The sequence below is a fragment of the Eubacteriaceae bacterium Marseille-Q4139 genome, assembly GCA_018223415.1.
Lineage (GTDB): Bacteria > Bacillota > Clostridia > Lachnospirales > Lachnospiraceae > CABSIM01.
In genome coordinates, this window is sequence record JAGTTQ010000001.1 from 1,085,754 (window position 1) to 1,110,342 (window position 24,589).

At 50.2% G+C, this 24,589-nt stretch carries 19 protein-coding genes and 1 pseudogene; 6 read left to right on the top strand and 14 right to left on the bottom strand.

What is annotated here, in order from left to right:
- Nucleotides 1–6: 6 nt before the first annotated feature.
- From KE531_05125 to KE531_05150, 6 genes are all read right to left on the bottom strand, one after another.
- A complete protein-coding gene (locus KE531_05125) occupies nucleotides 7–915 on the bottom strand; it encodes an ATP-binding cassette domain-containing protein (protein ID MBR9953009.1) in 909 nt (302 codons plus the stop codon).
- 71 nt (nucleotides 916–986) lie between these two features.
- Nucleotides 987–1,955: an ABC transporter ATP-binding protein gene (locus KE531_05130; GenBank protein ID MBR9953010.1), complete on the bottom strand. Its 969-nt coding sequence runs from the start codon at nucleotides 1,953–1,955 to the stop codon at nucleotides 987–989.
- A 14-nt stretch (nucleotides 1,956–1,969) separates the two neighbouring features.
- Nucleotides 1,970–2,869: an ABC transporter permease gene (locus tag KE531_05135; protein ID MBR9953011.1), complete on the bottom strand. Its 900-nt coding sequence runs from the start codon at nucleotides 2,867–2,869 to the stop codon at nucleotides 1,970–1,972.
- Nucleotides 2,862–3,842, bottom strand: a complete 981-nt coding sequence (locus KE531_05140; protein ID MBR9953012.1) for an ABC transporter permease — start codon at nucleotides 3,840–3,842, stop codon at nucleotides 2,862–2,864. Before KE531_05140 ends, KE531_05135 begins: the two co-directional genes overlap by 8 nt.
- Before the next feature lie 77 nt (nucleotides 3,843–3,919).
- Entirely contained in the window at nucleotides 3,920–5,473 is a 1,554-nt protein-coding gene (locus KE531_05145; protein MBR9953013.1) for an ABC transporter substrate-binding protein, read from the bottom strand.
- A gap of 35 nt (nucleotides 5,474–5,508) precedes the next feature.
- Nucleotides 5,509–6,171: an RraA family protein gene (locus KE531_05150; protein MBR9953014.1), complete on the bottom strand. Its 663-nt coding sequence runs from the start codon at nucleotides 6,169–6,171 to the stop codon at nucleotides 5,509–5,511.
- 210 nt (nucleotides 6,172–6,381) lie between these two features.
- Between KE531_05150 and KE531_05155 the strand changes: the two genes are divergently transcribed.
- The 3 genes from KE531_05155 to KE531_05165 all read left to right on the top strand — a co-directional run bounded on the left by KE531_05155 (nucleotide 6,382) and on the right by KE531_05165 (nucleotide 8,871).
- The gene (locus KE531_05155) at nucleotides 6,382–7,128 is read left to right on the top strand and encodes a creatininase family protein (GenBank protein MBR9953015.1); all 747 of its coding nucleotides are present in this window, start codon (nucleotides 6,382–6,384) and stop codon (nucleotides 7,126–7,128) included.
- A gap of 81 nt (nucleotides 7,129–7,209) precedes the next feature.
- Nucleotides 7,210–8,046, top strand: a complete 837-nt coding sequence (locus KE531_05160) for a carbon-nitrogen hydrolase family protein (GenBank protein MBR9953016.1) — start codon at nucleotides 7,210–7,212, stop codon at nucleotides 8,044–8,046.
- A 135-nt stretch (nucleotides 8,047–8,181) separates the two neighbouring features.
- Entirely contained in the window at nucleotides 8,182–8,871 is a 690-nt protein-coding gene (locus KE531_05165) for a GntR family transcriptional regulator (protein ID MBR9953017.1), read from the top strand.
- A 45-nt stretch (nucleotides 8,872–8,916) separates the two neighbouring features.
- Here the strand turns inward: KE531_05165 and KE531_05170 are convergent, their stop codons facing one another.
- Both KE531_05170 and KE531_05175 read right to left on the bottom strand, forming a co-directional pair.
- Nucleotides 8,917–10,287, bottom strand: coding sequence for an MATE family efflux transporter (locus tag KE531_05170; GenBank protein MBR9953018.1), 1,371 nt, complete (start codon nucleotides 10,285–10,287; stop codon nucleotides 8,917–8,919).
- Complete coding sequence (locus KE531_05175) at nucleotides 10,284–10,880, bottom strand: TetR/AcrR family transcriptional regulator (protein MBR9953019.1); 597 nt, start codon at nucleotides 10,878–10,880, stop codon at nucleotides 10,284–10,286. Before KE531_05175 ends, KE531_05170 begins: the two co-directional genes overlap by 4 nt.
- A gap of 288 nt (nucleotides 10,881–11,168) precedes the next feature.
- Here KE531_05175 and KE531_05180 point away from each other — a divergent pair, with 288 nt between their 5' ends.
- Genes KE531_05180 through KE531_05190 form a run of 3 tightly spaced genes read left to right on the top strand, consistent with a single transcriptional unit; the run spans nucleotide 11,169 to nucleotide 15,087 of the window.
- Nucleotides 11,169–11,621 carry a winged helix-turn-helix transcriptional regulator gene (locus tag KE531_05180; GenBank protein ID MBR9953020.1) on the top strand — a complete coding sequence of 151 codons (453 nt, stop codon included), beginning with the start codon at nucleotides 11,169–11,171 and terminating at the stop codon, nucleotides 11,619–11,621.
- The gene (locus tag KE531_05185) at nucleotides 11,618–13,351 is read left to right on the top strand and encodes an ABC transporter ATP-binding protein (GenBank protein MBR9953021.1); all 1,734 of its coding nucleotides are present in this window, start codon (nucleotides 11,618–11,620) and stop codon (nucleotides 13,349–13,351) included. Before KE531_05180 ends, KE531_05185 begins: the two co-directional genes overlap by 4 nt.
- Nucleotides 13,348–15,087: an ABC transporter ATP-binding protein gene (locus tag KE531_05190; GenBank protein MBR9953022.1), complete on the top strand. Its 1,740-nt coding sequence runs from the start codon at nucleotides 13,348–13,350 to the stop codon at nucleotides 15,085–15,087. The genes KE531_05185 and KE531_05190 overlap by 4 nt, the downstream gene beginning before the upstream one ends.
- Before the next feature lie 59 nt (nucleotides 15,088–15,146).
- Here the strand turns inward: KE531_05190 and KE531_05195 are convergent, their stop codons facing one another.
- The 6 genes and pseudogenes from KE531_05195 to KE531_05220 form a co-directional block, all read right to left on the bottom strand.
- A complete protein-coding gene (locus KE531_05195; GenBank protein ID MBR9953023.1) occupies nucleotides 15,147–16,403 on the bottom strand; it encodes an amidohydrolase in 1,257 nt (418 codons plus the stop codon).
- 25 nt (nucleotides 16,404–16,428) lie between these two features.
- Nucleotides 16,429–17,652: a tyrosine--tRNA ligase gene (locus tag KE531_05200; protein ID MBR9953024.1), complete on the bottom strand. Its 1,224-nt coding sequence runs from the start codon at nucleotides 17,650–17,652 to the stop codon at nucleotides 16,429–16,431.
- A gap of 409 nt (nucleotides 17,653–18,061) precedes the next feature.
- Nucleotides 18,062–20,992: a hypothetical protein gene (locus KE531_05205; GenBank protein MBR9953025.1), complete on the bottom strand. Its 2,931-nt coding sequence runs from the start codon at nucleotides 20,990–20,992 to the stop codon at nucleotides 18,062–18,064.
- Nucleotides 20,989–21,528, bottom strand: a complete 540-nt coding sequence (locus tag KE531_05210; protein ID MBR9953026.1) for a hypothetical protein — start codon at nucleotides 21,526–21,528, stop codon at nucleotides 20,989–20,991. Before KE531_05210 ends, KE531_05205 begins: the two co-directional genes overlap by 4 nt.
- A gap of 384 nt (nucleotides 21,529–21,912) precedes the next feature.
- A pseudogene (locus tag KE531_05215) lies at nucleotides 21,913–22,901 on the bottom strand (DUF1016 family protein).
- Between the two features lie 348 nt (nucleotides 22,902–23,249).
- Complete coding sequence (locus tag KE531_05220) at nucleotides 23,250–24,461, bottom strand: site-specific integrase (GenBank protein MBR9953027.1); 1,212 nt, start codon at nucleotides 24,459–24,461, stop codon at nucleotides 23,250–23,252.
- Nucleotides 24,462–24,589 lie beyond the last annotated feature (128 nt).

The following is a 24,589-nucleotide window of genomic DNA, read 5'->3' on the forward strand; positions in this document are numbered from 1 at the left end:
CCCCCCTTATAGTCCGTTGATCTCTCTGACGAAATGGCAGGCCACAAAGTGTCTTGGCATAATTTCTTCCAGTTCCGGCTCCTTTTGAGAACAGATCTCCTTTGCATACGGGCAGCGTTTTGCAAAGCGGCAGCCTGGCCTGGGATTGATTGGCGAAGAAAGCTCCCCGCTTAAAAGCTGCCGTTTTTTCTTTTGTGTTCCATACACAGGAAGCGGTACGGCTGCCAGAAGAGCTTTGGTATAGGGATGCAGACGATTCATGAAAATATCCTTATCACTGGCAAACTCTACCATTTTCCCCAGGTACATAACAAGAATCTCATCGGAAATATGCTTTACTACCGACAGATTATGTGTGATAAACAGATAGGTAAGATTTCTCTCCTCCTGCAAATCCTGCATCAGATTCAGGATCTGTGCCTGAATGGAAACATCAAGTGCCGATACCGGCTCATCGCATACAATGAATTTAGGATTCAGTGCAAGCGCCCGTGCAACACCGATCCTCTGGCGTCTGCCGCCATCAAGCTCATGGGGATAGGAATTTGCCAGCCTTCTGGCCAGTCCGACCGTATCCATCAGTTCCAAAACCTGTTTTTCAAGATCCTGCTTTGACTGCGCCCGGTGATAAATCTGAAGCGGTTCCGCAATGATTTCACTGACCGATTGTCTTGGATTTAATGACGCAAATGGATCCTGAAAGATCATCTGCATGTCTTTGCGAATTTCGTTCAGCTCTGATTTCTTCAAATCGCTGATATCTTTTCCTTCAAAAATGATCTGGCCGTCTGTTCTCTCAAGAAGATGAATCAGGACACGACCGAGAGTGGACTTTCCGCATCCCGACTCCCCTACGACTCCGAGCGTTTTCCCCGCTTCAATGGAAAAGCTGACATCGTCAACGGCATGGAGCATGCCCTTCGGTGTTTTGAAGTATTTTTTTAAATGCTTTGCTTCCAAAATAGTAGCCAAAATCCGCACCTCCTCTAAGTTTCAGCGTATTTGATGCAGCGGACAAAGTGTCCCGGAGTAACCTCTGTCAATTCAAACTTTTTATGACGGCAGCTCTCACAGCAATCCGGGCAGCGCAGGCTGAAGCTGCATCCTATGGGAAGATTGGTGGGGTCCGGCATAAGGCCTTTGATTGGTTTTAGGCGGTGAACATCCTCGTCAAAATTAGGGATGGAATTAAAGAGTCCAATGCTGTATGGGTGGAGCGTGTGATTATAAATATGATCCAGTGTACCATATTCAACAATTTCTCCGGCATACATGATTGCCGCCTTGTCACAGATATCTGCCACGACACCCAAGTCATGCGTAATGAGAATCAGCGTTGTCTTTAGCTCCCGGATAATGCGGTCAATCATCTCAAGAACCTGCGCCTGAATTGTAACGTCCAAGGCTGTTGTAGGCTCATCTGCGATCAAAAGAGAAGGGCTGCGGGCCAATGCAATCGCAATAATGACTCTCTGCTTCATGCCGCCGGAAAATTGATGCGGATACTCCGAATAACGCTCGCCCGGAATTCCAACCATTTCCAGCATTTCCTTTGCCTTTGCCGCAGCTTCCAGCTTGGTGGTTTTTTCATGAAGCCGGATCACCTCGCTGATTTGATCCCCCACCGTGATTACCGGATTCAGGGCGGTCATAGGATCCTGGAAAATCATGGATATTTTTTCACCGCGCAGCTTTCTGAGCTCGCTTTGCGGCAGCTTTGTCAGATCTTTTCCTTCAAAAATTATTTCTCCGCTTTTAATCCTGCCGGGTGGAGAAGTAATGAGCTGCATGATCGAAAGTGCCGTCGTGGTCTTTCCCGCCCCGGTTTCTCCCACCAGTCCCAGAGCTTCGCCTTTTTCGAGGGTAAAGCTCAGATTGTTGACGGCTTGGACAATGGATTTTCCGGAGGTATATTCAACGGTTAGATTTCTGACTTCCAAAATAGGTTCTGACATTTTCATATCCCTCCTTAAATCTTCAGTTTCGGATCAAGAGCATCACGAAGTCCGTCTCCGAGAATGTTAAACGCAAATACAGTTATCATTATCATCATACCCGGAAAGGTGACGACCGGCCAGAAATCACGAATATACGCGCGACCGGCAGAAAGCATGGAACCCCATTCCGGTGTGGGAGGCGTGATTCCAAGTCCAAGAAAACTTAAAGATGCCGCAGATAAAATTGCAACCGCAATGCTCATGGTTGCCTGGACGATAATCGGAGCCAGACAGTTCGGAAGAATGTGCCTCGTAATAAGGCGGAAATCGCTGGCGCCTATGGAACGCGCTGCTTCAATATACTCCATCTGTTTTACCGACAAAATAGATGCTCTGACAATTCTTGCATATCCGGGAACCGCACCGATTCCCACAGCTACAATCAGGTTTCCAAGGCCCGGCCCGAGCGCGGATGCTATCGAAAGTGCAAGAAGAATATTCGGGATAGCCAGCACAATATCCACGAGCCGCATAATGATATTGTCAGCCACCTGGCCGTAAAATCCTGCAATGCACCCCAAAATCACTCCGAACAGGCAGGAAAACGATACGGAAATCAGCCCGACAGAAAGCGAGTATCTTGCTCCATAGATCAAACGGCTTAAAATATCACGTCCATAGTCGTCTGTGCCCAGGAGGAACTCCGAGCACGGATAAGTAAACCGGCGAGACAAATCCTGATCGTCCGGCCCATACGGGGCAATCTGTTCCGCAAAAACAGCGAGGATAATCAGCAGAAAGATAATGATAAGGCTGGCTATCGCCAGTCTGTTCTTTGCAAAGCGTCCCATGATCTCCCGGAACTGGCTTTGCTTTTTAAAGACAACCTGCGTCTCCTGACCGAAGGTCTTTGTATCAGATTGATTAGCCATTACTGGAAGCCCCTCCTTTCACTGCCGCCTGTTTGTCCTTTTTAGGGCGAATGTACTGAGAACGAATTCTTGGATCTACGAACGCATAAAGAATGTCAATCAGTAAATTCACAATAGACGTAGAAAACGCAATCAGTAAAACGCCGCCCTGTACAATGGGGAAATTCTGAAGTTTAATGGCATCGACCATCAGTTTTCCAATCCCTGCGATTGAAAAAACCGTTTCCGCCATGACAGCGCCGCCCATGAGACGGCCAAACTGAAGTCCTGCAACTGTTATGATGGGAATCAATGCATTTGGCAGTGCATGACGCAGTATCACTAGAGTCTCATTCTGTCCTTTTGCCCGGGCAGTTCGGATGTAATCCTGCCTGACAACCTCCAGCATGCTGGAGCGGGTCATTCTCATAATCGTCGCAGTAGAGTTCATTCCCAGTGAAATGACCGGCAAGATCCAATGAAGGGGACTGGAAAGCCCTGAAGGCGGAAGAATTTTCCAATTAACAGCAAAGATAATGATTAACATCAACGCGAGCCAGAAGTTGGGTATGGAAACACCCAAAAGAGAAAACGTCGTTGCAAGATTATCAAAAATGGAATACTGTTTTGTTGCCGAAATGATTCCCATGGAGACGCCAAAAATCAGGGACAGCAACACCCCAGCCCCAGCTAACTTAATCGTCGTGGGGAACCTGTCTAAAAGCTCCTCTGTAACAGGGCGTTTAGTAGAATAAGAGGTTCCCAGATCTCCATGAAGCACCCCTTTCATGTAATTAAAATATTGAACCAGATATGGGTCGTTTAGTTTCAATTCTTCCCGCAGCTGTTCCTTCTGTTCAATGGTGGCGCTGTCTCCTAACAGCATATCCGCCGCATCACCTGGCGTCAGATACATCATGGTAAAGATAATCAAGGTAACGCCAATCAGAACAGGAATCATCATAAGAATTCGTTTTCCTATAAAGCGCAGCAAATTTGCAACCCCTTTCTTCTGATGAGGTGCTGCACCCGAACTTTATGTTCGGATGCAGCTTTTCGAGAGCATTCAGTCTATTCAAGAACTTGAATATTTTCCATTTTCAGGTAATTCATTCGATCAAATTCAAATCCCTCTACTTTGTCTGATACGGCATAGATGGTATTTTTAAATGCCAGCGGAATGGTCCACTTTTCTTCCCACAAATAGTCACAGATATCGTAATAAGCTTCCGCGCGCTCTTCCGTATTATAAATAGCCTTTGCGTCAGCAAGCATTTTATCAAGGTCTGCATTATTGGAATTCAACCGGTCACCAAACGCAGAATCATAAATAATCAGCGTACTTGCCGGGTCAGACGCGCTTCCGTTTCGGATGCCGACCTGAAGCGTATTTCCCTGTGCCAGATAAGCCGCCACTTCGGCTGTACTTACGTTTGTCTCAACGCCAATCTGCTTCCACATATTCTGAACGGCTTCTGTTAAACGCTGCATCTCTTCCAGCGGCTGGACAACAAAGTTAAGAGTCACCCCATCTGCATATCCGGCCTCTGCAATCAGCTGCTTTGCAGCATCTACATCATACATATTCGGATCATAGGTTTTCGCTCCCAGAATCGTCGTAGGCATGATGCTGTCAGCCACCGTTGCCGTATCTCCGTAAACTGCATCGACAATGGCTTCTCTGTCAATGGCATATGCCAATGCCTGTCTTAAACGAACATCAGATAAAACCGGATCCTGCATATTAAACGTAATGGTCGTGTACTGATATCCTGGCTCCATTTCTACGCGGATTCCCTCTGCTTCCTGAAGTCTCGGCACTTCGCTGGCCAGCACGTTCAGACAAATATCCGCGTTTCCTGTCTCCATTTCAATAACACGATTGGCAGATTCCGTAATAATTTTATAGACAAGGTTCGGAGTTTTCGGCGCTTCTCCCCAGTAATCCTCATTGGCTGTCAAATGGAGCTCTGTTCCTGTTACCCACTCTTCCAGTTTATACGGGCCAGTTCCTACCGGGGCATGTCCGAAAGCATCCTCTCCCATTTCTTCTATGGCACGTTTACTGACAATCGCGCCTCTCTGTCCGTTTAAGGTATCATAAATGGATGCATCCGGAGATTTCAGCTTGATTTCAACGGTCAGATCGTCGATGACCTTGGTGTTTTCCGGGTCAAACGTAATAAAGGTAGACGAACTTCCCGGATTGGTGCAGGCCCGTTCGATAGTATATCGCACATCTTCAGCCGTTAACGTATCACCATTATGGAATTTAACGCCATCCCGCAGATGGAAGCGAAACGTCGTATCATCAATCTGTTCCCAGCTTTCTGCGAGACATGGAACCGGCTGGCTGTTCTCATCCAGGGTAACAAGTGTATCATATATCTGCGTTGATACGGCGCCACAGGACATCTTCCCCTGTGCCTGCGGATCCAAAGTTGTCGGTTCCTCCCAATGTGCAATCGTGATCGTGTCCTTATAAGAACCTTCTCCTCCGGAAACATTCTCTCCTGTACCTCCGGAACCTGGGTCACTGTTCTGTCCGCAGCCCGCAGCCATTGCTGCAATTATGGAAATGGCAAGCGCCGTCGATAAGATGCGTGCTATTTTTCTTTTTTTCATTTCATACGCCTCCTGATTCATAAACGTTTTACATGCTATAACTTTTTAAGGTCTGCAATCGTGTCTGTAAGGCCAACTGAAAACAGACGGTCCACATTCCAAAGCGGGTCACCTCCCTCCAAAAAGCGTTTTCTCAAGGAAACTTCACGCGCAACAGATTCTTCTGCTTTCTTCAGTGCCTCTTCATAACCATCTGAAGGAAGAACTACGACCCCATCCGCATCACCAAAGACAAGATCGCCTGGATTCACATGTGCGCCACAGCATACAATCGGGATCTGAACTTCTCCCGTAGCTCCGTAAATCATTGTCGTAACAGAAGATATCCCGGTGCAGAAAACAGGAATCTCCAATTTTTCAATCGCACGTGAATCCGTCGCCGGGCCGTCAATCACAATTCCGGCCATTCCCTGTCCCTGAGCATAGGTTGCCACCATCTCTCCGCAGCATGCAAAGGTTTGATCTCCGCAGCGGTCAATCACGATGACAGAGCCCTTTGGTGCATGCTTGATCCCATAATACAGTGCACAGGAATCGCGTCCGGAAATACGAACCGTATAGGCCGGGCCAATCATTCTCTTGTCATCCCGACGAATCGGCTTCATCTCGGGCCGCATAAATCCCCCATTGATATAATGCCCGACTGTCGCCGGATCCACCGATAAGAAACGTTCTTTTAAAGTATCTGTTAATTCCATAATTGTACAGCCCCTTTCATAAGTTTTTGCATTTGATTTCTAATTTGGGATTGACAGTTTTGTTCCTGCCAAGTAATATATTAGTATATTAATATAATACTATATTTTTTTACAGCTGACAACTGTTTTTTTGAAAACATGACAAAAAGAGGCAGAATTTTATAAAATCTTCATATAAAATGCACAAGAAAGTTGAAAGGAGACGAAGAAATGAAGGAGACCAATTGGATCAAACTGATGAGCACCTCAGAATTCGCCGAGAGAAAGAAAGGCTGTGATACCGTTATCATTCCTGTCGGCGCCACGGAAGGCTATGGACCGCATCTGCCAATGGGTTCCGATATTTTAGTTGCCCAAAAAATATCGGAGCTTGTGGCAGAAAAGGTAAATGCCCTGATCGGTCCTTCCGTTGAAGTAGGGGAATCCTATTCATTGGGTGGCTTTCCGGGAACAATCTGTATTAAGCCTGAAACCTGGACAGCATTTTTTCATGATATTATGGAATCTCTCGTCAAATGGGGATTTAAGAATTTCATGATTATCAATGGACATGCCGGCAATGTTCCGCTGATCGGCCACACAGCCCGCTCCATGCAGGATCAGTACGGCATTAAATGCGCACAGATTGACTGGTGGCGCTTTACCCAGGCAAAAGGCATCGGGATTCTCGAAAATTCCGGATGGATGGCCCATGGGCATGCAAGCGAATGCGGCACATCTGTACTTTTATACCTGTACCCAGATTATGTGGAAATGGAACAGGCCGATAAGGCAGAGCCTGCCAGAGAGGGCTTCACAAGAGACTCTGATATTATTACATATGTTCCGTTTCATCTAACGGCTCCGCGGGCACTTTTGGGAGATGCTACCGTAGGAAACGCCCAGAAAGGCGAAGAGTTGGTAAATAAGTGCGTTGAACGAATTGTTTCATATATGCAGCAGGAATTTGACTGTTAAAGTCCAGAAAGCGAGTCGGAAATTCCTTTTGACATCTGGCTTTTCCAATGTCATACTTATGAAAAGAGGAGGTATATAACGATGAAAAAGAATTTTATTGTCGGTGTGGTACAGTTGGATCCAAGAGATAATTATGAAGAGAATCTGCAGTCGGCCGAAAAATGGATTCGGGAAGGCGCAGAGCGGGGAGCAAAGCTGCTGGTTCTTCCGGAAGTATGGACCTACCAGGGGCCAACTCCGATTGACTTTGCTGAGGATATTCCAGGGGGGACATGTTTTTCTATGCTCTCAGATCTGGCAAAAGAGTATGGAATTTGGATTCATGGTGGAAGTATTACAGAAAGAATTCCGGGCGATTCCGTCAAGACGTACAACACAACGATGGTCATCAGCCCCGAGGGACAGTTAGCCGCAAAATACAGAAAAATTCATACCTTTGATGTCGATGTGGAAGGCGCAGGTTCTTACAGAGAATCTGACCGGAAGCGTTCCGGCAGTGAAATTGTTGTATGCGATGCCGGAGATTACGGAAAACTTGGACTTTCCATTTGCTATGATATTCGTTTCCCCGAAGTCTTTCGTCTCCAGGCATTGGAAGGCGCTGATATTTTATGTCTGCCGGCAGCTTTCCTTATGATGACCGGAAAGGATCACTGGGAGCCGTTGATCCGTGCACGAGCCATCGAAAACGGCTGCTATATGATCGCCTGCGGCCAGTGCGGAAACAAACCGACAGCCCATATGTATGGACATTCCATGATTGTTGATCCGTGGGGCCGTGTTATTGCAATGGCCGGGGAAGAACCGGGAGTTACAACTGCCATGATTGATTTTGCATATTTGGAAAAAGCAAGAAATCAGCTGTACACGCTCCAAAACAGAAGGGAAAATGTCTATACCTTAAAAAAGAATGACTAATTTCTCCTGCTGCTTCTCAGCGTCTTCTGTGAGAAATCATGCATATATGTCAAATATATTAGTATATTTATGCTTGACATTGAGAGAAACAGTGTTGTAAGATTATAAGAAAATTAAGAAGGGATTCTGGTAATCATGGCGGTAAGAGGTATTGATGTATATGGTATTCTGAAAACGAAAATTATAACTCTCGAATTCTATCCCGGACAAATGATAAAAGAATCCCTTCTGATCGAAGAGCTGCACGTAAGCCGAACGCCAGTACGTGAGGCTCTTATTTTGCTTGCAAATGAAATGCTGGTACAGGTATATCCCCAAAGAGGAACATATGTTTCAAAAATTGACGTGGAGTATGTCCGTCAACTCGCGGTAATGCGTCATATTTTGGAAAAAAAAATTCTATCAGGTTTATGTGAAAGAAAGGAACGCCTTCAAACACAATTTGCAGAAAACATGCTCGCTTTATCACTTGCCATTCAAAATAAAAACATTGTAGAATATTTAAAGACTGACGGCGAATTTCACAGACGCCTGTTTGACTGCGCCGGTTATCCTGTTATCTGGGATAAACTTTGCCGTTCCCATCAGACACGCTATCGTATGCTGGATCTTTCCGTTTTCAGCGATGTCATGGAAGATACCTTAAACGAACATAAGCAGATTTTAACGTGTATTGAAGATGGAAACTGCAGCCAGCTGCAAAAAATGCTGGAAGCACATCTTGATCCCAATATTGCACGTGAGAAGGAATTAAAAGAAAGATTTCCTGAATATTTTGGCTCGCTTGACGTGCGCCAGAGTCAGATTGTCGATCTGTTAGATTAGGCTTCGATATCTCTGCCTATTCTGACTCTCTCATTCAAACCACCTCTACTCCCCCTTCAGCGTCCTCATATACCGCCACACCAGAACAAGCGCCACCGCACATCCTATGATTTCCGCCACCGGCGTCGCACATGCAACACCGTAGACTGGCCAGACGCTGTTAAACAGAAACATGAGCGGGATGTCGAGAATCCCTTTCCGCATCATGGACAGGGCTGTGGCCTGGGCCTTTTTGGCGCTGGCCTGGAAAAACATCATCATCGTCATGGTGGCTGCCGCCAACGGCATGGCAAGGCTGATAATATGGATGAAATTCTGCCCGAATTCCACCGTGGCCGCATCGTCGATGAACAGCTTCACGAGCCCGCCGCCGAAGAGCATGGAAACGCACATGCAGAACGCGGCAAAGCCGACGGTGATTTTGGCCGCCCCGGCGATGGAGCGCTTCATGCGTGTATAATTCCCTGCCGAATGGTTGTAGGCAATGAGCGGCAGGGCTCCCTGGGTCACGCCGGTGGAAACGCGGAATGACAGCATGTTGATTTTCTTTGCAATGCCCATGCCGGCCACGGCCGCCGAGCTGGCCTCGGAAATCAGGTTGTTGACGACTGCATTGGATGCACTGGAAAGGGCTGTCATGAGAAACGACGGAAGCCCAATGCTCACAACATCCGCAGGGATGCTTTCCTGCACGGAAAATTCCCTCGGGCTTAATGTCAGGACGGAACTTGCCCTGTGCCGAAGGATATAGACGATAAAATAGATCGCAGCGATGCAGTTGGAAACCATGGTTGCCATGGCCGCACCCATGACCTCGTACCCGTCCGGCAGAAGCACGAACATGAAAACCGGATCCAGGATCATGTTTATGACGCCGCCCAGGGACACGCCGATGCTGGCCTCCTTTGAGGCGCCCTCCGACCGCACCAGGTGGGCTAAAAGCGGGTTCATGACCGTGGGAATGCCGCCGATGACGCATGTCCAGAACATGTAGGAACGGCAGTAGGAAAATGTCCCGTCCCCGGCGCCGAGAAGACGCAGGATAAATGGATGGAACAGAAGAAGAATCACCGAATAGAAAGCGGCAAACAGGAATCCGGCCCAGACGGAAAAAGCACTGACATGCCGCGCCTTCTCAAATTTTTGCTCCCCGAGGCACCTGGCAATCAGGCTGGAGCCGCCGATGCCGAACAGGTTCGCCATGCCGGTCATAAGCAGCATGAGCGTCATGCAGATGGAAGCGGCCGCTACCATGTCCGGATTCTTTGTCTGGCCAATGTAGTAGGTGTCCGCCAGGTTGTAAATAACGGAAATAATCTGGCTTAGGACCGTCGGTACGGCCAGGGTCAGGACGGCCTGAAGCTCCGGCATTTCCCGGAATATCCGTTTTTCCCTCTCATTAAGTCCCTGCTTCAATGTTTTTCCTCCCCGCTGTCCGTCTCTGCAAGTGCATTTGCCCAGTCCACATAGCCCTTTACCATAAAATCAAAGCTGTCATCGGCGCGAAGCTTGCTGCCGGTAAAATAGCCGGCCATCTCAAAAGTCGCATACCCATGGAGCGCCGCCCGGAAGCACCTGGAAAAATGTACCGATGCCTCTCCCGGAATCTCGTACCGCCTTACCACCTTTGCGATTACTGCCAGGCTGTCGCGGCCCACCTGGATCAAACTCTCATCCTGGTCGATGGCCGGAAGCCCGATAATGGCCCGGTAGAGCTCATAGTTTTCCTTTACAAAGCGACGGTATTCGTGAGCCAGGGAAAGGAGCGCCTCGTCCCGCGTCTTTCCGGCACACGCCTTTTCCAGGGCATCGTTTAGCTTGTTAGATGCATGGACGCCCACAGCCCTGTTGATATCCGCTACGCTGCTCACATGGTTATAGAGCGACGCCGCCTTCACATGGAGGCGCTGCGCCAGTTCCCTCACGGAAAAATTGTTGTACCCCTTCTCCTCGACCAGCTCCGACGCTGCGCCGACGATCACTTCCATTGTCAGTCCTTTCCCCTTCATATGTACTCCTTCTCCATTTGGCTAACATTGTTAGTTTTTATTTTAAACACATCTTCTTCGTGTGTCAAGCATAAAAAAGCAGCATTCCGGCGATATCGGATGCCGTATGCCGCTTTTGGATAAGATTTGTTTTCTTTATTTTAGCATAGAGTTTGAGGGATGTAAACTGGCGGAATTGCGGCTATATCTGATTCTCCTTTCACTTTTTCTTTTTGTTGACATATCAACATCCCTCCGATATAATTGACTTATCAACGATTATATCCGAAAAAAGGGGGCTTTTCTTCCATGGAAACTTCCATATCCATCAACCGCAACATCCGGCGCCTCTACCGCCTTTCGCAGAAATACGCCATGGCCCAGATGCGCCATCCGGAGCTGACGCCGGCCGAGTTAAAACTCTTACGGCATATTGGCTTTCACGGCGAAGTGAGCCAGCGCCATCTCGCCGAGGACTTAAGCGTCGACAAGGCCATGATCTCCAGAATCCTTCAGAAGCTGGAGCGGATGGGCTACTTAATCCGGAAAGAGGATGAAAACGACGCCCGCCAGAAAAATGTCATTGCGCTTCCTGCCGCGAAGGAAATCCATGACATGAGCCGTGAACTTTCCGAAAGCTTCTTTGACCGGCTGACGGCCGACATTCCCGCCGATGAACTTGCGCTTTTCGACCGCCTTCTTGCTCAGATGGTGGAAAAAGCCAGGGAACTGAAAAAAGGACAGGAGGAAGGCCAGGCATGAAACACTTTCTTCAATATGTAAAACCGCATATCCCGACCATGGTTTTCGGTTTCCTCATCAAATTTTCCGGTACCATCGTCGACCTCCTGATCCCGTACATCCTTTCCTACATCATCGACGAGGTGACGCCGAAAAATGACATCTTCCTCGTGGTGAAATGGGGGCTTGCGATGATCCTCTGCGCCGCCCTGGTACTGATTTTCAATGTGTGGGCCAACCGCGTGGCCGCCGCTGTTTCCCGCGACACCATCGAAGCCCTTCGCTATGACCTGTTCCATAAGATTTCCTATCTCTCCAGCTCCCAGGTGGATTCCTTTACGATCCCGTCCCTGGTGACGCGCATGACGACAGACACCTACAACCTCCACCGGATGCTCAACATGATTCAGCGCATGGGCGTCCGCGCCCCGATCCTTTTAATTGGCGGCATCGTCGTCACCATGGTCATCGACCCTGTCCTTTCCGGGATTCTCTGCATGCTGATCCCGTTTATGACGGTGGTTGTCGTCTATGTCAGCAAAAAAAGCGTGCCCATGTTTACGAAGGCGCAGCTTTCTGCTGACAACATGATCCGTGTCGTCCGCGAAAATGCCACCGGCATCCGGGTCATCAAGGCCTTAAGCCGCACCGACCATGAAATTCACCGTTTCGAGACGGTCAATTCCCAGCTAAACGCCGACGAGACGAAGGCCAACACGACTATGGCGGTCACGAGCCCCATCATCAACCTGCTTTTAAACACAGGCCTCGTCCTGGTTGTGGCCGTCGGCGCCTTCCGAGTGGCCTCCGGGCACATGAAGCCGGGTGCCATCGTGGCTTTCCTTACGTATTTTACCATCATTTTAAACGCCGTCATGTCGGTCTCCCGCCTGATTACCATGTATTCCAAGGCGGTTGCCAGCGCCGGCCGCATCGAGGAAGTTTTGACGACGCCGGCAGACATGGCGATTCAGGCAGAGACAGCCGAAGAAAAAGCGGCCGAAACAGCCGGCGGCGAAGTCCCCCATGTGGAATTCGACCATGTGAGCTTTTCTTATAATAAACGGGTGAAAAACCTGAGTGACATCAGCTTTTCTTTAAAGCCCGGCCAGTCTCTCGGTATCATCGGGCCCACCGGCGCCGGGAAAAGCACCCTGGCACAGCTTCTTCTCAGGCTCTACGACATCGACGAAGGCCAGATCCGCATAAACGGCAGGGACATCCGTTCCTTCCCGCTAAAGGAGCTGCGGGAAAAATTCGGCGTCGTCTTCCAGAACGATGTTTTGTTTAAGGAAACCCTGCTCCAGAACATTGACATGGGACGGAGCCTGAAAACTGAAAACATCGACGAGGCCGTCCGCATTGCCCAGGCCGCCGATTTCATCGCGGAAGCCGGCGGATACGGCCTTCCCGTCGCGGCAAAGGGCGCCAACCTAAGCGGCGGCCAGAAGCAGAGAGTCCTCATTGCCAGGGCCCTGGCCGGGCACCCGGAATTCCTGATTCTCGATGACTCCTCCAGTGCCCTGGACTATAAGACCGACGCCAGGTTCCGAAACGACCTGGCAGAGACCTTTTCCGGCACTACCACAATCATCATTGCCCAACGAATCAGCTCCATCATGCACTGTGACAAAATCCTCGTGCTGGAGGACGGCATGCCTTTGGGGCTCGGCACTCACGAGGAGCTCATGAAAACCTGCGAGGCTTACAGAGAAATCAGCGAAATCCAGATGGGAGGTGATGCGGCATGAAACGGAAAGGAACCATGATCCGGATTCTCGGCTATCTGATGCGCCACAAAAAGCAGCTTTTCTTCGTGCTGTTTTTGTCCTTCTTATCGAACGTGCTGGCTTTGGCCGGCCCGAGGCTTTCCGGCAACGCCATCAACCTCATAAGCGAAGGCGCCGAAGGCAATATGAACATGCCGTTAATCTTCCGCTACTGCGTGCTGATGCTGTTCTTTTATGCGGCCAGTTCGTTAATGAGCTACGTCGTCAACGTGTCCATGATTACGCTGTCGCGGAAAATCGTCTATACACTGCGAAGAGACGTGTTCAACCATCTTGCCGTGCTGCCGGTCAGCTACTTTGACAACAATACGACCGGAGATATTCTGAGCAGGATCTCCTACGACATCGACACCATCAACGCCTCTTTATCCAACGACGTGGTGCAGGTGCTCTCCAGTACCGTCACCATCGTCGGCTCCTTAATCATGATGATCCGCATCAGTCCCAAGCTGGTTCTGATTTTCGCTGTCACGATCCCGTTAGCCCTCGTGCTGGCCACGTACCTGACGCGGATGGTGCAGCCCATGTTCCGCGCAAGGTCAAGGGCCGCCGGGGAGCTGAACGGCTACGTGGAGGAGATGATTTCCGGCCAGAAAACCCTCCGCGCCTACACCCAGGAGGAGCGGGTCATCGGTGAAATGGCCGTCCAGAACAAAAAGCTTGTGGACTGCTATTATGAGACGGATTACTATGCCACCATCATCGGCCCCGGAACCAACGCCATCAACAACCTGGCGCTGGCTTTGATCTCCATCTTCGGCGCGATCCTGTATCTGCGGCGGCAAATCGACATCGGCGGGATTTCGTCCTTCGTCCTCTATTCCAGGAAGTTCACCGGTCCCATCCGGGAGCTGGCAGAAATCTACGGGGAGCTCCAGTCCTCCCTGGCTGCGGCCGAGCGCGTCTTCCGCATTTTAGACGAGGCGCCGGAACCGGCCGATCTGCCCCAGGCCAGAGATCTGGAGCGGGTGGACGGAAACGTCAGCCTCTCTCACGTGAACTTCGGATATGAGAAAGACCGTGTCATTTTAAAAGACTTCAGCATGGAAGCGCCCAAAGGCAGCTTAATCGCCATCGTCGGCCCCACCGGCGCCGGGAAGACCACCTTCATCAACCTTCTGATGCGGTTTTACGACATTGACAGCGGGACAATCCGCGTGGACGGGAAAAATGTCACGGATATCACACGAAAAAGCCTGCGGCTGGCTTACTCCATGGTGCTCCAGGATACCTGGCTGTTCTACGGGACGATCTATGAAAACATCGCCTACGGCCGCCCGGAAGCCACCCGCGAGGAAGTCATCGCAGCCGCAAAGGCCGCCCATATCCACACCTATATTGAAAGCCTGCCCCAGGGCTATGACACGCTGTTAATCGACGACGGCACCAACATTTCCAAGGGCCAGAAGCAGCTTCTCACCATCGCAAGGGCGCTGCTCATGCACTCGCCGATGCTGATTTTAGACGAGGCCACTTCCAACGTGGACACCAGGACGGAACATCAGATCCAGGCTGCCATGCGGAGCCTCATGGCTGACAAAACCTGCTTCGTCGTGGCTCACCGGCTTTCCACCATCCGGAACGCCGACTGCATCCTGGTGGTGCGGGACGGAAACGTGGTGGAGCGCGGAAATCATGAGGAGCTGATGAAACAGAAGGGATTTTATTACGAAATGCACCAGGCACAGTACCGTTAGCGGCGGCTGTAAAAACAGGCCGGCAGGAGCCATACCTGCCGGCCTGTCATATTCTGTTCTTACAGATTCCTCTCCACAAGATCCTGCAAAGAGTTCTCATACTTCTTAAAAGGAATTTCCCCGTTATAATCCAAAAAATCTTTCACATAGCCAAGTGCCGCGGCCACGCCGGAAATCATGCCCTGCTCGTCCAAGTCAAACTCAGCCGTATGGTGGTTCGCGCCGGAACCGAGCTCGTCATTCTGGATTCCGGTAAAGGTGATGACGCCGGGCCAGAGCTTTAAGTACATGTTCATGCTCTCGGAAGCCATCCACGGCGTCGCTGCCGTCAGCGCATCCTCGCCAAGGTACTTCTTCACCGCATTTTTGGCGATCTGGCTGCACACGGCATTGTTGTCGCATTCAAACAGCGGCTTCGGCATGCGGATGATCTCGTAAGTACAGTGGTGAAGCTTCGTCTCATGCTCCAAAATCTCCACAAACTCCTTCATAAACGGCGCGCCGGCCCCTTCTACATTGAAGGTGCGGACACTCCCGGCGAACACTAGCTCGTCCGGGATAATGTTCATCTTTGTCCCGCACTGGACGGTGCCGATGGAAAACGTCAGCACATCATAGGGGCTCACATACTTCATCCGCAGCATGTTCATATTTGTGTAGATGGCATGGAAGCAGTCCAGCACGCTGTGAGCCAGATCCGGCCTGGAACCGTGGCCGGTCAGCCCCCTGAGGCGGACATTGATGCCGTATGCCCCGGAGAGGACTGCCCCCGGCTCTGCGGAAATCTGCCCTGCCTTCACATCCCACTTCACATGGGTCGCAAAGCAGGTGTCCACCGGAAGCTTCGCTGTCTCCACCACATATTTTAAAAGGTTTCTGACCTGGCCGCCGCCTTCCTCTCCCTGCTCGAAGCAGAGAATCACGCTGCCGTTCAACTCGTCTTTATGCTCATTCAGGATTTTCGCCTCCGTAAGCAGCATGGCCGTATGGGCGTCATGGCCGCAGGCATGGGACACACCGTCGTTTTTGGATACACAGATTTTGTCCCTGCACAGGTTTTTCGGATTTTCCGGAATCGGGAGTGCATCAATATCAGCCCGCAGAAGCACGGTCTTTCCCGGCTTGCCTCCGTGGATCTGGCCGATGATGCCGCCGTCCGGGATCTGCACATACTCGATTCCCATGGAATCCAGCTCTTTGCAGATAAATTTCAGCGTCTCAAACTCTTCTCCCGCCACTTCGGGATTTTCATGAAGGCGGCGGCGTGCAGAGACTGTATAGTCAAAATATTTTTTCGCTTCCCTGATCGGCTCCATGTTTCCTCTCCTTTCCGAACGGCCTTTACTTTACGGAAACACGGCGGAAGTTCTTCTTGCCGCGCTTTACGACGATTCCGCCGTCCGAAAGCTGCTCTTTCGTGTAGGCGGCCTTGATGTCCTTCACCGGCTCGCCGTCCACGGAAACACCGCCCTGTTCCACGTTTCTTCTCGCCTCGGAGCGGGATGCGGAAAGGCCTGATTTCTGAAGGATGGATAAAATGTCAATGGAACCGTCCGTAAAATCGTCATCCGAAAGGACGGCTTCCGGCATTTCTGCCGCGTTTCCGCCGGCAAACAGCGCCCTTGCGCTCTCCTGGGCCTTCTTCGCCTCTTCCTCGCCGTGAACCAGGTTTGTCAGCTCGTATGCCAGGATCTCCTTGGCCTGGTTTAACTGGCTGCCTTCCCACTTCGCCATTTCGTCGATCTGCTCAAGCGGCAGGAACGTGAGAAGACGCATGCACTTGATGACATCGGCATCGTCCACGTTTCTCCAGTACTGGTAGAACTCGAAGGGGCTCGTCTTGTTGGGATCCAGCCATACGGCGCCGGACTGGGTTTTTCCCATCTTCTTTCCCTCGGAATTTAAAAGCAGGGTGATCGTCATGGCATGGGCATCTTTCCCAAGCTTTCTGCGGATTAACTCCGTGCCGCCGAGCATGTTGCTCCACTGGTCGTCGCCGCCGAACTGCATGTTGCAGCCGTATCTCTGGAACAGCTCATAGAAGTCATAGCTCTGCATCAGCATGTAGTTGAACTCCAAAAAGCTTAAGCCTTTTTCCATTCTCTGCTTATAGCACTCGGCTGCCAGCATCCTGTTTACGGAGAAGTGGGGGCCGATCTCACGCAGAAATTCCACATAATTGAGGTCTAAGAGCCACTCGGCATTGTTTACCATCAGGGCTTTTCCCTCGGAGAAGTCGATGAACCGGCTCATCTGCTTTTTGAAGCAGTCGCAGTTATGCTGGATGGTCTCCACGGTCATCATCTGGCGCATGTCGCTTCTTCCGGACGGGTCTCCAACCATGCCGGTGCCGCCGCCGATTAAAGCGATGGGCTTGTTGCCTGCCATCTGAAGGCGCTTCATCAGGCAGAGTGCCATGAAATGCCCTACGTGAAGGCTGTCTGCCGTCGGGTCAAAGCCGATGTAGAAGACAGCTTTCCCCTCATTTACCATTTTTCTGATTTCTTCTTCGTTTGTGACCTGGGCGATGAGCCCTCTGGCCTGAAGTTCCTCATAAACTCCCATTGTATTCTCTCCTTTGCCTGTAAGCGGTGCGGCGGCGCGTGAAGCCGGGTTTTCCTATGGAATAAAAATGCCCCGTCCTTATCAAAAGGACGAGGCATGCTCTCGTGGTACCACCTAATGTTCCCGGAAGGCTCCCGCCGTCCGGCTTATGGGGCTTTCCGGCCCCCGGCACGGTAACGTGTGCCGCTTCCGTCGCAGCCTACCGGGAATCTCCTTTCGGTGCGAAGCTCCGAGATGTATTCACAAAGAATCTCCCTGCGCGCCTCTCATCGTCCGGCTGCTTTCTGTCCAGGGGCAAAAACCGCTACTTCTTCTCTTCACCGCTTGTTTCTGTCATTTTGTTATAGCCCTCATTATATGGGGCTTTGTTTTTTTTGTCAAGGCTTTATGAGAAAAAGCATATGTACTTCTAATACCCATACAGTTCCACCGGCTCCGATTCCCCGATCTTCATGGTATAGAATGCCGACCGCTCGCGCTGGTAGACGGGACGCCAGCCAAAGTTTTCCTCCGTGCGGATACTCCATTCCACCGTAAAGAACAAATCATCCCCAATGATATCCAACTCGGAAATCAGCGCAATTTTATCTTCCGATCCCTGCGGACTATCCAGGAATCCAAATCCCGCGCTTTTTGGTATGAGTGTCTGGTAGCTCATCAGTTCCTCATTATACCGCAGGATTTCTCCGCCCACGCAGATGAAGGAACCAGGTCTGCTGAGGCTGGCATCGCTTTGTGCTGTCGTCCAGGTGTCCTCCCCGTCTTTCCTGGTCATGACATGACATACCTTATAGGGGTAATCATCCCAGAAGCCCACATACGACCCCATTCCATCCTCGGTTCCGATGTAGTAAAGGCTGGTTTCCTCTCCGCTCTCCACCACCAAAAATTCCTCAGCTCCTAAATCTCCGTATGGAACACATACCTGGCGATTCGTCCCACTCACATCAATGCTGTTGATGCCGCCTTTTTGGAAAAAGCCGCCGGTTCCGGCATAAAAGCCGTAGGAGTAATAGATCGTATCTCCTTTTTTCATAAGCTGGCAGACCTCCAGCCCCATCGCTTCTCCCGCACCCACTGTCACACTGTCCAGGGTTTCCACCTGGCTTCCGTCTATGGTGACCCGAAACAGCGTAAACTTCGATGTCTCTTTGTACTCAGCCTCCGTGTAATAGCAGTACCCATCAATGGCTCCAAGGAAGTTATAACCTGTATCTGTTATGGTTTCCAGCGTATGATCTGCCTTGAGAACGGCCACTCCGCCCCCTTCCGCATAGCTTTTCCGGCCGATCAGCGTACCGTTTTTGACATCTGCCGCCCATGGTTCAAAGAAACCATGTTCTACCCGGTCTCCTCCGTCCAGGTTCACGGAAAACAGATTTGCACCGTCTTCCTTCAGATAAATCCGTTCTCCTGCAATGAAAATCGGCCCGTATCCCCTGGCACTCAAAAGGACATCCTCACTGCCGTCTTCATGACGGCAAATCAGTTGGTTGTTCGCCTGCATATGCGTATAGTAGGCGAAGGTTCCGGTGGAAGAAAAGCTTTCCGCATTATATTTCCAGTAATAAAGATTTCCCAGATAACGAACCACATTTCCTCCATTGTTTTCTGCCTCGATGACGGGATGGACATATTCCGGCGGGATCTCTTCCCTGTGCGCCCCGGCGGTATCGCTGTATAAATTGCTCATGTTCCCGTAAAGAAGCAGGCTCGGATCGTACTGGGTGGTTTCCTCAAACCGTGTTATACAGGTCTGGTTTTTTATCAGCTTTCCGGCCAGCTCATCCATGGAAAGGGATTCCCCGGCATTCTGGCGGATTTCCTCCTCACTCGCATCCGAATGCCCGGCGAGATACATGTTTTTCCAGGCAGAGTAGAGGGAATCATAGCTGTGGGCAGAGGCTTCCGCCATCAGAGAGCCGATGAACCGCAGCTGGGCCACGTCTTCGATGCTGTCAAGAGTTCCTTTTTTGGCAACACGGACAATTTCATCCCCATACTGCGCCCGCATCAAAACAGACAGATCGCTTAACCGCATGGCGGCAGACACATTATCCCCGGCCTGCTGGGCAGTTTTCGCCGCCGGGATATATGCCTCCACAAAGGTGTGGGCCAGATCATAGGCAGAGAACACCAGCCCCACCGGGGTCTTTCCCAGATAAATGTCAGCCCCAAGGGAAGCAATGGCTTTCAAACTTTCCTTCACAACATTCCCCGTATAGTCCCCGTATTCCTTAAAAAGGGAACCGGCCACTTTATTCAGATCCTTACAATATTCCGCATACTGATCGTTCTCCATCTTGGACAGATATTCCAACTGATCCCGATAGCTTTCCCCCCAGTTTTCATACCGTCCGGCCGCGGCAATGGCCTTAGCCATGTCTGCTGCAAAACCGGCAGCCGTGAACGCCTGGGAAATGTTGTCCGGGATCTTTACATCCGACCAGGCCGTGACGGATTTTGTGAGCTTTTCCACCACCGAAGCTGTCCCGTCACTCAAGGTAGAAATGTCGTCCACCATTCCTGCGATGTCGCTGATATATTTACTGCTGTCTTTCTGGGCTTCCTCCCGCAGGCCGCCCATGATATTTTCACAGGGAACAGCCAGCGTCAGCAGGGCTTCCTTCATTTTCTCCAGGCTCCAGTAGTCGTCCCCGACAATGGGAATCAGATATTCCGGCTTCACCTCATCAGCAAAAGCCAGCAGGCCATATTTAAAGGAATTGCCCCATTTTTTGAATACCGTATCCCCCAGGATTTCTGCCGGGGAGGGGAGCACATCATCCATCTCCCAGAAATCGCCCACCACGTTCCAGAGCGTTTCCGGCGGGTTATAGACATACACGCAGTCCTCCTCGCAGACCCACTGGGCATTTAAAAGGTAAAGCATCTGTTCCAGAGGGATCACGGTTACTTTCCCTTTGGCAAATTGTGCGGTCTGAACCTCCCGCAAAGTGAATATCTCATTCTTATAGAGTCTGCCGACGGTTTCCCCCTGGGTGTAAATGCCGATGTCAATTTCCTTCGTCTTCGTGTCCACCTGTACAACATAATGATCCCGCCAGAACTCGAATTTCCCGTTTCCCGCATCCACGAGCTCTGCGCCGGCCAGGTTCGCGGCCGTCTGGGGCGACACCAGAATCATGGTTTCATCATATAACATCGCGTCTACCTTGCGTTGGCCCCGATCCTCGGTGTAAACGCAGAGTTCCCCCACGAGAGCTTCCGGTTCCTCTTTACCGCCAGCAGTTTCCCCGGCAAAAGCAGGAGATACGAACTGCAAAGCCATCATTGCCGTAGCAAGCAGAAACGCCGCGGCGCGTTTTATCCGTTTCATGGAGCCACCTCCTTCGCCGCTTCCTCCAAAATCGAGTAGTATCCGCCTAACAGCGCGTCAGCCAGCTCCGGCGTCATCTCTACCACCCATTTTTCGTCTTCCAGCACCAGGTTCACGTCCACCTCGAACATCTTTGTGGGAACGTCCTCCGCGTTCAGGGCGGCAGTCAGGGCTTCTTTGGCGGATTCCACGCTGTCTATGGTTTCCGGCAGTCCCTCCAGCACTTTTTGAAGATCAACGGCCGTAATGACAGAGGATACGACCATCGTATCGCCATCGCTTTTTACTGTTTTCGTCTCAAATTGCAGATTTTTTGCCATCCCGCTCTGGATATCCGTAAAGGGAACGGGGGCCGCCAGACCTCCCATGGAATCTGCCAGCGCCTGACCGTCGCCGGAGCTGTATGCCTGGAAAAAATCATCGCAGGCAGCTTTGGCTTCTTCTTTGTTTTTTCCGCCGCAGGCCGTACAGGAAACGGCCAGCAACAGGCAGAAAAGCAGTGCCAGAATTTTTCGTTTCGATTTTTGCTTTTTCATTGCTATTCTCCTCTTTTTTCATTTTTATCCGGAAGGGCTGCACACCTGAGAAAAAGGGCATTTCTTCCGCCTGGGCTTGCTGGAAAAGTCCATTTACTGCTCCCTCGATATCAGCAAACCGCATTTATAATTGGAATAATTATACATCTATCAATGTGCTTTGGTCAACCCCACATGACAGCCGTAAGACAAGGATACAAAGCAAGAATGATGCTGCTTGCCGGGCCTGTGCAAATCGAAAAACACCCAGTAATACTTACCGGGCGCTTGGCAGTTTGATTGATTCTGTTTTATTCATTCGGTCAATCTGAATTTTCAATATTCTGTTGTGTTTTTAAGGCCGCAATCCGCTTACTGTCTACAAAGTGGGTCGCATATCATCTTTCAATTTCCGAGCCGCCAGTCCTCATATTTCTGTTTTGGAAGAACGCCAACATCCATCAGCACATCCACCGGGGCCGCATAACCGCGCCGCTGGCATTGGCGGCAGACCGACGAATGTATCTTTCCAATCAATTCTTTGTCATTCATTTCCGTTACTGTCTTTTCCGTGCAGAGGATAATCCCAATCGGCGGGTTATCGTCCGGGTCGTTTACCTCCGCCGCATAGTAATTTAAGTACATATTGAGCTGACCAGAAGCCTCCGGCGTCAGTTTTTTCGTTTTCAGCTCGATCAGCACATAGGCGCGGAGAATTTTGTTGTAAAACACCATGTCCACATAGTAGTGGGTATTGTTCAGTGTCACACGCTGCTGGGTCCCGACAAACATAAAGCCGCGTCTCAGCTCCAGCAAAAACTTCTCAATTTGCAGGACAAGCGCTTTTTCCAAATCGCTTTCCTGCATGGGCTTATTTTCCGGCACACCAAAAACTCAAAGACATAGGGATCACGGATACTGTCAGCTGGCTGGTTGATCTCAATCCCTTTTTGCGCCAGAGATAATACCTTTTCCTTGTTGGCATCTCCGCTGGATAGCAGCAGGCGTTCATAAAGGGAGCTGTCGATCTGCCGTTTCAGTTCCCGAACCGACCAGCCGGAATTGACAGATTCCTTCTCATAAAAGCTGCGCTTGCTGTCATCGGAAAGGCTCAAAAGCTCGCAGTAGTGCGACCATGACAATTTAACAGACGCTGTCTGTTGAATTGGATAGCTCTGATAAAAGCGTCTCATAAACTGGATATTTGAAACCGAAAAGCCTTTGCCAAATTCCCGCGTCAGTTCTCTGGAAAGTTCCTTTAAGGTCTGTTTTCCATATTCCGCACGGATTTAATTTTGCTGCTCATATTCTACAATGATACGGCCAATATTCCAGTAAATAGTCAGCCGCTGGGCATTGACCTGCCGCGCCACATTTTTTCTTGCACTCTCCAGCTATTCCTATTTGTCCCATGATCTCACTTCCTCTCGCACTAATATTAAATGCAATATTAGTCTAAAAGTAAAGTGGGAGAAGCTGCGATTTTGCAGTTTCTCCCACGCTTTAACCAGATGAACCTTTTGGGGTAAAAAAAGACCCCGGAAAATCTTGATTTTCCGAGGTCTTTGAACCATTTTGACAGATCCTGCCAGCAGATTATCTCTTGCTGAACTGCGGAGCGCGACGCGCGGCCTTGAGACCGTACTTCAATCGTCTGAGCGATGATTTTCCTTGATATTCCGGGCTTTTTTGAGCCTCGGCCCCTCGGTTGTCCTATTCCTTAACCAAAAAACAGGCCACTTTTACGAGGGGACAGCTTGATGAAATGCAGAATTTACTACATCGAATAGCTGTTCTGGTTTATTATACTTTACTCTTGCATAGATGTCCATAGTTGTCTTGCTGTTCTCATGTCCGGCAAGGTACTGGACCGTCTTGGGGTCAACACCTGCATACAGAAGATTGGTGATGTAGGTATGCCGCAGCAGGTGCGGTGTCACATCGAAGTCCAGGCTATACACAATGTTGGGATTGTTTTTCTGATGTCCTCCCAGACTCGGCTGAACAGTGTACTTGATGCTCTGTCCGTTCACATACTTATAATAGGTACGCTCCTTGGTAGACCGAACAACGATGTACTGCCAGACACGTTTGAACTGCGAATATGACAAGGGCTGTCCCTCACTATCGGCAATCACATATTCCGATTTGGAGGCAGCCTTGGCTTCCCGCAGACAATTCACAAGGCATTTGGGAATGGGAATATCCCTTCTTGCTGCTTTCGTCTTAAGCGTTGTAGAGATAACCGGTCTGTTATGCTCTGATCGCCATGCGCGCCGCACAGAGATATATGGAGTGGGTGCATCGAGGAACACACAATCCCATTGCAAGGCGAGAGCTTCTTCTCGGCGCAGACCGGCATATAAGCCGATCATGGTAAACAGATACGGCGGAAGTCCTTTGACGGTTTCCAGCAGCACTTCCACCTGCTGGTCTGTCAGCGAATCTTTCTTTTGGGTCGGTTTCCCTCCTTTTGCCGAAATCCCCTCACACGGATTGTATTCCAGCAACTGGCTCCGCTCTGCCGAGTAAAAAATGCACTTGAGGAGCATATTCACCGTATTGTGCAGGCTCTCGGACTTATTGGACAATGGGATCAGCGCCAGACGAATATCATCCGCTGTTACTTCCTCCATATACATATCTCCCAAAGGCTTGATAATGTAGTTCTTCATATTGGAGGCGTAGCCCTTCAGTGTAGCCGGCGACACTTTTGCGGATTGCATCAACAGCCACTTCTCACAATACTCGGCCACAGTAGGATGCTCCCGGTGGAAGATGATCTCCGCTACCTGGCGTCTCGCCTCCTGCTCTTTATCGTACAGTTCCTCGCAGGTAGTCCCATACAAGCTCACCTGCTTGCCGTCTGCGTCCAGAATCCGGGTTCTGTAATACAGGACACCCTTTCGTGTGACGGTTCCATATTGAGGTATGTTTTTTTTCTTCTTTGCCATAATTAATTTCCTTTCTCGCGTGGTGATGTATCTACACCTCCTTTTTATCAGAGATTTCAAATTGAATCAAAGATACGGCCAAGGAAAAACTAAGAGCGAGACATCCTTGTCTCGCTCTTACTTCATTT